Below are 9035 nucleotides of genomic sequence, written 5' to 3'. Positions count from 1 at the left end.
GGCTGGGACGGCTATCCATCGTCCAAACCTCCCGGCCCCATCACCTTCAAGCACGGCCTCGAACGCTTCTCCGCCATCGCCGCAGGATGGAGCCTCAGAGATGTGTGCATGCCTTAGTGCGTGCGCAGGGACGACCCGTTGACATGCACAGGCTACTTCACGACCAGAGCTGCACTCTGAACGCTCTCCGACATCATCTGCGATCGCCCTGCCCTCCAGGGGAGGGTCGTCCTCGCAGCAACCGCAATCTCTTGCATGCGATTGACCTGCCTGGAGGGGGAGGGTGATCGACGCCCACTGCCGTCATTCCGGGTTCGCTCGGGCTGACGCCCTCGCGCCCCGGAATGACGCTTGGTGTGGAGCCCCGCGCTTCACTCCTGCCGCAACCCGTTCAGCTTGGCGACGAACGCCCGCACCTCGGGCAGCACCTGCGGCAGCACCGCCTTGACCTCGGCCACGGTCATGCCGGGCTTGATCAGCGGGTGGTACAGGATGTTGAGGATGTACTGGTCGTAGACGTCGAAGAACCCCATCTGCACGTCGTCGTTGAACATCGTCCACGGCACGGAGTCGGTGTCGTTGATCGGCCCCAGCGACTGCAGCAGCTCCTCATAGGCGCAATCGAGAAACACGAAGTCGCCATTGTCGACGGTGAGCAGGACGTCGGAATGCTGGATCTCGTAGCGCTCGTTCTTGCGGAAGCCGGACAGGCATTGCGGATCGAGCGATGAACGGATTTCCCGCGCGCGCTCCACGCCATAGGATTTGGCGATCGCCGGATACAGATTGCGGTCGCGCACCAGGGTGACGGTGACTTGCGCCTCGGCGCCGGGCTCCGCCAGCGCGATGTCGAGATTTGCGACATGCGTGGCGATGTCGGCGATCACCCGGCCGAGCTGCGTCGTGCGGTCGCGTCGCGCGACACCCGTGATCGCGACCCGCACCGGGCCGTCATAGCGGCGGATGCGGTCGACGCGGCCGGCGAGATGAAATTCGGCGCCGAACGCGGTCTTGAAGAAGCCGTCGAGGATTTCGGCGTCGCTGAACAGCTTGCGCTCGGCGCGCTGCTTCGCCGCGACGGTTTTCGTGCCACCGCTTTTTGTCGCGACGGTTTTTGTTGCGCCACTTGGCTTTTCGGCCGACGCCGGCCGCGGCGGCATCGACGCCGCCAAGCCCGCGATCAGGATGGCTGCGGCTTGAAAGAGCCGACGGAGACCGCGCTGGCTCAGTTCTTCACCACCACGGTGGTGCCGACGCGGACGCGATCGTAGAGATCCTGGACGTCCTCATTGGTCATCCGGAAGCAGCCCGAGGAAACCGCCTGGCCGATGGTCTCCGGCTCGTTGGAGCCGTGGATGCGGTACAGCGTCGAGCCGAGATACATCGCACGCGCGCCGAGTGGATTGTCGATGCCGCCGGCCATGTGGCGCGGCAGGTCGGGGCGCCGGCGCAGCATCTGCGACGGCGGGGTCCAGCTTGGCCATTCCTTCTTCGCCGAGATGCGGTGCACGCCGCCCCAGCGGAAGCCGTCGCGGCCGACCCCGATGCCGTAGCGCAGCGCCTGGCCGCCGGGCAGAATCAAATACAGCCGGCGTTCCGCGGTATCGATGTAAATGGTTCCGGGCGCGTAGTTGCCGGCGAAATTCACCATGGTGCGCGGGATCGGATTCGCCTCGCTGGCGCCGCCGAAGAAATTCGGGCCAAAGCCCATGAAGCTGCGGGAGTCCTCCTGGGCGGAGGCCGCCCCGACGCCGCCGACCAACACGCCCATCGCAACCAACGCCGCAGCAACTCTGTTCATCTGTTTCCCCGCGAGTGCAATTTTCACCGCGGAACTGGCCACAAAGCGCCGGCTTTCGCAAGCCACGGCCGCGTGAGTGGTGAATGCCGGATTGGCGCGGCTCGGTAAACCTTTGACGCCGGCGCGCAACGATGGTTGATCGTCGCCGGCGTGCAACCCAGCCGAGGGCTTCGAAACATGAACGGTGCGGAAAGTCTGGTGCGAACTCTGGTGGCCGGCGAGGTCGACGTCTGCTTCGCCAATCCCGGCACCTCGGAGATGCATTTCGTCGCGGCGCTGGATCGGGTCGAGGGCATGCGCTGCGTGCTCGGGCTGTTCGAGGGCGTGGTGACCGGCGCCGCCGACGGCTATTTCCGGATGCGCAACAAGCCGGCCTCGACGCTGCTGCATCTCGGCCCCGGCCTCGCCAACGGGCTTGCCAATCTGCACAACGCCAAGAAGGCCAATTCCGGCATCGTCAATATCGTCGGCCAGCACGCCACCTATCACATCGACTACAACGCGCCTTTAACCTCCGATATCGAAGGCCTGGCTCGGCCGATGTCGGCCTGGGTGCGCACCTCGCCGGATGCGCCGTCGGTGGCGGGCGATGGCGCCGCCGCGATCGCGGCCGCCCGCCACGCCCAGATCGCGACGCTGATCCTGCCGGCCGACACCGCCTGGAACGAGGCCGACGGCATCGCCGCGGTGCCGCAACAGTCGCAGCGCACCAGCTATTCGCCGCAGGCGGTGGAGGCCGCCGCCAAGATCCTGCGCAGCGGCGAGCCGACGCTGCTGCTGCTGACCGGCGGCGCGCTGACCGAGCGCGGCCTGGCGATGGCTTCGCGGATCGCCGGCAAGACCGGCTGCAAGGTGATGGGCCAGACCTACAATCCGAAGATGGCGCGCGGCCGCGGCCGCTTTGCGATCGAGCGGATTCCCTATGTGATCGAGCTGGCGCTGCCGATCCTGAAGGATTTCCGCCACATCATTTTGGTCGAGGCCAATGATCCGGTGGCGTTCTTCGCCTATCCGAACAAGCCGAGCCTGCTCAAGCCGGAGGGCTGCGAGGTGCATCGGATGACCGCGCCGGGCGAGCACTCGGTGGCGGCGCTGGAGGCGCTGGCCGGCGCGCTCGGCACCAAGCCGCAGGACGCCCAGCCGCAACCGCTGCTCGAGCTCGTAAAGCCGGTCGGCGCCTTGACCCATGCGGCGATCGCGCTGGCGATCGCGCTGGCGATCCCGGAACACGCCATCGTGGTCGATGAATCGATCACCACCGGCCGCGGCTTCTTTCCGCCGACCGCGGCGTCGGCGCCGCACGACTGGCTGCAGAACATGGGCGGCTCGATCGGCTTTTCGACTCCGGTGGCGACCGGGGCGGCGGTGGCCTGTCCCGACCGCAAGGTGATCTGCCTGGTCGGCGACGGCTCGGCGATGTACACGCTGCAATCGCTGTGGACCCAGGCGCGCGAAAACCTCGACGTCACCACGATCGTGTTCGCCAACCGCAATTATCAGATTTTGAAGGGCGAATTCGACGGCGTCGGCGCCGGCGCGATGGGCGCGCGGGCGCTGGATATGCTCAGCATCGACCGCCCGACGCTGGATTGGCCGGCGCTGGCCAAGGGCATGGGAGTGCCGGCGCGCTCAGTGACCACCGCCGAAGAGTTCAGCGCCGCGCTGGCCGAGGCGGTGGCCGAGCCGGGGCCAAAACTGATCGAAGTGGTGATGTGATCGGCGACGGGGAGGGCGCCGGGCTTCCGCGAGGGGCATGCCAGCCGGCGGCCGGCGCGGCGGCTCGTTCGAAAACCGCGCCCCACAAAAAACGACGGCCCGAAGTTTTCACTCCGAGCCTCTGAGAAACGAACGTACATCCGGTCCGCCTCACATAAGTTGATCTTATACAGAGCAAAGTTAACAAATTGATAACAGCGCCGGCAGGGTCGCTCGGAATCCGCGCCGGACTTCACGTCAACGTTGCCGGACGCCGCGCACTCAATTTATGGAAGCGCGGAACCGGGGGCACGGCTGCCGATTATCCTGTTTTCAGGAGGTCGACATGGCAGACCACTGGCGAAGCGCCCGACCCGGCATGGAGGCGATGAGCGGCATCGGCGCCCCGGGGGCGCGCTATTTCACCGGCTGGGTGTTGAGCCTGGCGCTGACCGTGGCCACCATCGTGGTGGTGTGGCGGTTTCATTTCTGAGCATCGGGCGACCGCAGCCCTGTCAAGCACGGCTGGTCATCGCGCGCCGAGGGCCGGCGCAGCGGCGCGCGAAAATGCAGCCGCATAATCCTTTGCAGGCCGGCCGTTCGGGCACACTCTCGGCGCGGCGGATCTCAACCGAGGTGTGGCCCGCCGGCGGCGCTGGCCACCGCCGCTGTCCGCCTCGCGCTTTCGCTGTCCCTCCGACGCGCTTTTCTCGCGCACGTCATGATGCGCGCAACGCCGCCGCCGGCGCATCGATCAGTTGCAGTTGGTCGGCAAGTCACGAGACGTCGCATCGCTTCGGACAGGTTCGCTGAGCCTGTCGGCGGCGCAATCCCCTGGCGTTGATCAGGCATGGGCTGCTGCGCCGATCCGGCGCAGGTCGATGCCGAGCGAAGCAAGCGCGGCTGCGCACGCTCGGTCATGCGCTTCGCGCGACGTCCCGGTCCGCCGCGTTGCGCGCGACATCCACGGTCGGCGAAGCAAGCGCGCATCGCAAACCGCGGTCAACGAGTCGACGAGGTCAGCCGCCTCAGCATGACGATCGCAGATTGCGCTTGCTCGCCGCACTAATCCCAGGATGGAAGAGCGACGGTTGTGCGCAACGCAGCGAGCGCACGCGTCTGTTAGCAAATGCCAAAGAAGACGATGGCCGGCCTGACCTTTGTCGGCCGAATAAAGCCCGCATCAATACGTTGGATCTTGCAGTCGTAACTGATGTTGCCTGCCGCGGAGCGCCGCCGCTGTCGTCGACGGCATTAGTCTAAGGGATGAGAGTTTCGCCTGACGAACAGGCGCGAGCAAGCACGCATCCAGAGCGCTGTGGTGCGGCTTGCGGCTTACGCGAGCGTGGCCCCGTCTTGGGGAGCATTGTTAGGACTATCCGTTCGTTAGTATCGGCTAGTCCTTAGCCAGCCCGTCTTGACATCAGCCAGTCTAGTATTCGGGTGTTTTCCAGCGGAGTTTCACGGCGTCGGAGCCTGCAGGGTGCAGGCTTCCGTTGTAACCCGGGGGAACACCAAAATGGATTGGTTGTACGGCCTCTTCTTCAGCGGCGAGGGCACCGTCAACGCCGTCGTCGCCATGAGCATTGTCGCGGTCTGCGGCCTAGCCGTAGGCGAAATCAAGATCGGTGCGGTCAAGCTCGGCATCGCCGGGCCACTGTTCATCGGTCTCGCCTTCGGCCACTTCGGCCTGAAGATGAACATGCATATCCTCGAGTTTGCCCGCGAATTCGGGCTTATTCTGTTCGTCTATGCCGTCGGTATCACCGTCGGTCCGGGCTTCTTCCAAGCCTTCAAGAAAGAGGGCGTCCTACTCAACATCCTGGCTGCGAGCATCGTGATCATCGGCGGTGTCATCACCGTGGCGATTCACTTTGGTTTCAACCTTCCGCTCGAAGTCGTCGTCGGCCTGTTCTCGGGCGGCACGACAAACACGCCGTCGCTCGCCGCCGGCATGGCGATGCTGAAGGAAGTCAACGCCACCGCCGAGCAGATCGGCATTCCCGGTCAGGCCTATGCCGTGGCGTATCCGTTCGGCGTCATCGGCATTCTGCTGACCATGGCGCTGATCCGCATCCTCTTCCGCGTCAATGTTGAAGCCAGCGCCGACGCCTGGCAAAAGGAGCAGGGTGCCAATATCAGCGCCGTGGAGACGATGAGCATCGACGTCAGCAATGCCCGCGTCAGCGGTCAGGCTTTCTGCGATCTGCCGACGGTGCAGTCCCACAGCGTTGTTGTCAGCCGTGTGATGCACTCCGGCACGCAGCACGTGGCGGAATCCGACGAACGCATCGCCGTCGGCGATACGATTTTGGCGGTGGGCTCCCGCTCCAAGCTCGTCGAACTCCGCGACGCGCTCGGCTCGGAAGCCGTGGTCAATCTGCAGACGGTCCCCAGTCCGATCCGGAAGCAGCAGTTCGTCGTTACGCGCAGCCAGGTGCTGGGCAAGCACATGGATCAGTCGATGCTGCACGGCGTGATCATCACGCGCCTGACCCGCGCCGGCATTGAACTTGTGCAAAACCCCAACATGAAGCTGCAGTTCGGCGATCAGCTGACCTGCGTCGGCACCGAAGAGCAGCTCGACAGGTTGGCGAAGGTGCTCGGCAACGAAGTCAAGGCTTTGCAGCACACTCAGATGATTCCGATCTTCCTGGGAATCTTCCTGGGCGTGGTGCTGGGCGCGGTTCCGTTCTTCGTGCCCGGTCTGCCTGCCGCGATCAAGTTGGGTTCGGCCGGTGGTCCCGTCGTCGTCGCGATCCTGCTGTCGCGCATCGGCCACATCGGTCCGTTGGTTTGGCACATGCCGCCGGCGACGACGAATGCGCTGCGCGAGTTCGGCATCACGATGTTCATGTGCTGCGTCGGCATCTATGCCGGCAAGAGCTTCATCGGCACCCTGGTGCACGGCGACGGTCTGCTCTGGATGGCTTGCGCCACCCTGATCACCTTCGTTCCGATCTTCGTCGTCGGCGTGATCGGCCGCTTGGTCTTCAAGATCAACTACCTCACGCTCTGCGGCGTGCTCGCCGGCAGCATGACCGACCCGCCGGCTCTGGCCTTCGCCAATGCGCTCAGTCCGTCGGACGCTCAGGCTACCAGCTACGCCGCGGTCTATCCGTTGACCATGTGCCTGCGGATCCTAACACCCCAGATCATCTTGGCCGCCTTTTGGGTCATGGCTTGACGACGGGGTACCGTTGCTACGCATAATAGTACGTTCTGCAAATCTGAGATCAATCTCTCGAGGTTGAAAAGGAAGCCTTGAAATGAACGACATGATCATCGACGGCCTCGCCGTCCTTGGGGCGATAGCCCTCGTCATGTGGCTGATTCGAGGCCTCAGGGCGGCGCGAGACCAAGCCCCGGACGCATCGCAAGATGCGGCCGGGGCGAAGCCCGCCGAAGTTCTGAGCTCGACGTTTGACGACGACATCGCCGTTATTGCGGCGGCGGTCTACGCCATGCGGGGCTGCCACCACATCGTGCATATCGAACGCCAGATCGACCACACCTGGGCTTCAGAGGGACGTTGGATGCACCAGACGTCTCACCAGCCCAACTGATTGAGGAGAGGAAACCGTGTTGAAGAAATTCAAGATCACCGTCAACGGCCGCGCCTATGACGTCGTTGTCGAAGAAGAAGGCAACGCCGCCCACAGCGGCTCCGTTGCGCACCCGGTGGCTGTGGCGCAAGCGCCGGCCGCACCGGCCCCCGTCGCCGTGGCCGCCGCGCCGGCGCCGGTCGCTGCCCCCGTCGCCGCCATTGCGGCCGGCGAAGGCGACGTCGTCGCCCCGCTTGCGGGTGTGGTGGATTCCATCGACGTCCGGATCGGCCAGGCCGTGCAGGCCGGCGACCGGGTCGCGGTGATCGAAGCCATGAAGATGAAGACCGAGGCGATCACCAAGGTCGGCGGCACCGTCAAGGCGATTCTCGTCAAGCCGGCGGAAAGCGTCAGCACCGGCCAGGTGATCATCTCGATCGGCTGATGGTCCTCCACAACCGTAACGACCTACGAAGGGAAAGACCATGGTAGTTCCAGATAGCCTTTATGGCGCCGTTGTACTGAGCTTTGTCGACTTCTTCCTGAGCATTTTCGTGATCACCGGCATCGGATTTGTTCTGGCGGCGTTTCCGTTGCTGAACAAGCTCGGCAAGCTGGATGACGAAGCCATCAAAAAATCCAGCCACTGATCACAAATTGCCGTCAGCGCGCGGTGCCACAGGGTGGCGATCGCCGGCTCGACTGCCGAGTTGAAGAAGGAATCTAGAAAATGGTTCATGAGATCTTGAGCTTTTTACAAGCGATGCTTGATCAAACAGGCGTCTCGCATTTTTGGTGGGGCAACGTCGTGATGATCGCCATCGGCGTCACCATGATCCTCCTCGCTATCGTCAAGAAGTACGAACCATTGCTGCTGATCGGCATCGGGTTTGCGTGCGTCATCTCCAACGTGCCGGGCTCCGACCTGATCCTGCCCGGCGGGTTGTTCAACTACGCCTATCACGGCATCGAACTGCTGATCGTTCCGCCGCTGATCTTCTTCGGCGTCGGCGCGATGACCGACTTCGGACCGATGATCGCCCATCCCAAGCTGGTGATCCTCGGCGCGATGGCGCATCTTGGCATCTTCATCGCGCTGATCGGCGCCAAGGCGCTCGGCTTCTCGATCAACGAGGCGGGTGCGATCGGCATCATCGGTGGCGCCGACGGCCCGATGGCGGTGTTCGTCTGCGTCAAGCTGGCGCCGCATCTGTTGCCGCAGGTCGCGGTGGCGGCGTATTCCTACATGGCGCTGATGCCGCTGATCCAGCCGCCGGTGATCAAGGCCTTGACCACCCGCAAAGAGCGGCTGATCCGCATGAAGCAGATGCGGCCGGTGAGCCGGCTGGAGAAGATCGCGTTCCCGGTGGTGATCGGCATCGTCGTCAACCTGTTCTTCCCGCCGGTGGCGCCGCTGATCACCATGCTGATGCTGGGCAATCTGTTCAAGGAATGCTTGGTCACGGATCGGCTGTACAAGACCGCCGCCAACGATCTGATGAACGTCATCATCATCATCCTGACGGTCGGCATCGGCTCGACGATGAACGCCACCACCTTCCTGACCTTCAAGACCATCGAGATCGTGATCCTCGGACTGATCGCCTTCCTCGGCGGCACCGCCTCGGGTGTGATCGGCGCCAAGATCATGAACCTGTTCCTCAAGGAAGGTGAAAAGATCAATCCGTGCCTGGGCTCGGCCGGCATCGCCTCGGTTCCGATCGCCGCCCGCGTCGCCCACATCGTCGCGGCCAAGGAAGATCGCGAGAACCTGCTGATCTACCACGCGATGGGTCCGAACCTGGCCGGCGTGTTCGGAACGGCGATCTCCGGCGGCATCATGCTGGCGCTGCTCGGCGTCAAATAGCATCGCCCGCCGCGACGCCCTAAGACTACAGCCCCGCCTTGCCCGTCATGGGCAAGGCGGGGCTGACGTGATAGAGAGGCCCGTTCGGACGCCCGCTGGCGCGCCGTCCCGATCGAGGCGCCGGCCC

The 9035-nt window shown here is 64.2% G+C and carries 9 protein-coding genes; 7 read left to right on the top strand and 2 right to left on the bottom strand.

Translation table 11 applies throughout. From position 1 onward, the window contains the following. Positions 1-371 precede the first annotated feature (371 nt). Complete coding sequence (locus VGC77_RS02015) at positions 372-1160, bottom strand: DUF2927 domain-containing protein (RefSeq protein WP_331169890.1); 789 nt, start codon at positions 1158-1160, stop codon at positions 372-374. A gap of 65 nt (positions 1161-1225) precedes the next feature. Then, positions 1226-1801: a L,D-transpeptidase gene (locus VGC77_RS02010; protein ID WP_331169889.1), complete on the bottom strand. Its 576-nt coding sequence runs from the start codon at positions 1799-1801 to the stop codon at positions 1226-1228. Between the two features lie 177 nt (positions 1802-1978). Between VGC77_RS02010 and VGC77_RS02005 the strand changes: the two genes are divergently transcribed. From VGC77_RS02005 to VGC77_RS01975, 7 genes are all read left to right on the top strand, one after another. Next, positions 1979-3517, top strand: coding sequence for an acetolactate synthase large subunit (locus VGC77_RS02005; RefSeq protein WP_331169888.1), 1539 nt, complete (start codon positions 1979-1981; stop codon positions 3515-3517). A gap of 325 nt (positions 3518-3842) precedes the next feature. Next, positions 3843-3989, top strand: coding sequence for a hypothetical protein (locus tag VGC77_RS02000; protein WP_331169887.1), 147 nt, complete (start codon positions 3843-3845; stop codon positions 3987-3989). A 1026-nt stretch (positions 3990-5015) separates the two neighbouring features. After that, positions 5016-6683: a putative transporter gene (locus tag VGC77_RS01995; RefSeq protein ID WP_331169886.1), complete on the top strand. Its 1668-nt coding sequence runs from the start codon at positions 5016-5018 to the stop codon at positions 6681-6683. Positions 6684-6765: 82 nt separating this feature from the next. Next, positions 6766-7062: a hypothetical protein gene (locus VGC77_RS01990; RefSeq protein ID WP_331169885.1), complete on the top strand. Its 297-nt coding sequence runs from the start codon at positions 6766-6768 to the stop codon at positions 7060-7062. A 16-nt stretch (positions 7063-7078) separates the two neighbouring features. Beyond that, positions 7079-7486, top strand: a complete 408-nt coding sequence (locus tag VGC77_RS01985; RefSeq protein ID WP_331169884.1) for a biotin/lipoyl-containing protein — start codon at positions 7079-7081, stop codon at positions 7484-7486. A 40-nt stretch (positions 7487-7526) separates the two neighbouring features. Beyond that, on the top strand, positions 7527-7691 hold the full coding sequence (locus tag VGC77_RS01980; RefSeq protein ID WP_331169883.1) for a hypothetical protein: 165 nt from the start codon (positions 7527-7529) through the stop codon (positions 7689-7691). 113 nt (positions 7692-7804) lie between these two features. Then, the gene (locus VGC77_RS01975) at positions 7805-8908 is read left to right on the top strand and encodes a sodium ion-translocating decarboxylase subunit beta (RefSeq protein ID WP_331169882.1); all 1104 of its coding nucleotides are present in this window, start codon (positions 7805-7807) and stop codon (positions 8906-8908) included. Positions 8909-9035: the final 127 nt, after the last annotated feature.

This window comes from Rhodopseudomonas sp. (genome assembly GCF_036404135.1).
In the GTDB taxonomy this organism is placed as follows: domain Bacteria; phylum Pseudomonadota; class Alphaproteobacteria; order Rhizobiales; family Xanthobacteraceae; genus Rhodopseudomonas_A.
This window is presented reverse-complemented; position numbering and strand designations above follow the sequence as displayed.

Bases quoted from the DNA above. Each gene is read 5' to 3' on its own strand.
- VGC77_RS02015 (WP_331169890.1), bottom strand. From the start codon at position 1,160: ATGCCGCCGCGGCCGGCGTCGGCCGAAAAGCCAAGTGGCGCAACAAAA.
- VGC77_RS02010 (WP_331169889.1), bottom strand. From the start codon at position 1,801: ATGAACAGAGTTGCTGCGGCGTTGGTTGCGATGGGCGTGTTGGTCGGC.
- VGC77_RS02005 (WP_331169888.1), top strand. From the start codon at position 1,979: ATGAACGGTGCGGAAAGTCTGGTGCGAACTCTGGTGGCCGGCGAGGTC.
- VGC77_RS02000 (WP_331169887.1), top strand. From the start codon at position 3,843: ATGGCAGACCACTGGCGAAGCGCCCGACCCGGCATGGAGGCGATGAGC.
- VGC77_RS01995 (WP_331169886.1), top strand. From the start codon at position 5,016: ATGGATTGGTTGTACGGCCTCTTCTTCAGCGGCGAGGGCACCGTCAAC.
- VGC77_RS01990 (WP_331169885.1), top strand. From the start codon at position 6,766: ATGAACGACATGATCATCGACGGCCTCGCCGTCCTTGGGGCGATAGCC.
- VGC77_RS01980 (WP_331169883.1), top strand. From the start codon at position 7,527: ATGGTAGTTCCAGATAGCCTTTATGGCGCCGTTGTACTGAGCTTTGTC.
- VGC77_RS01975 (WP_331169882.1), top strand. From the start codon at position 7,805: ATGCTTGATCAAACAGGCGTCTCGCATTTTTGGTGGGGCAACGTCGTG.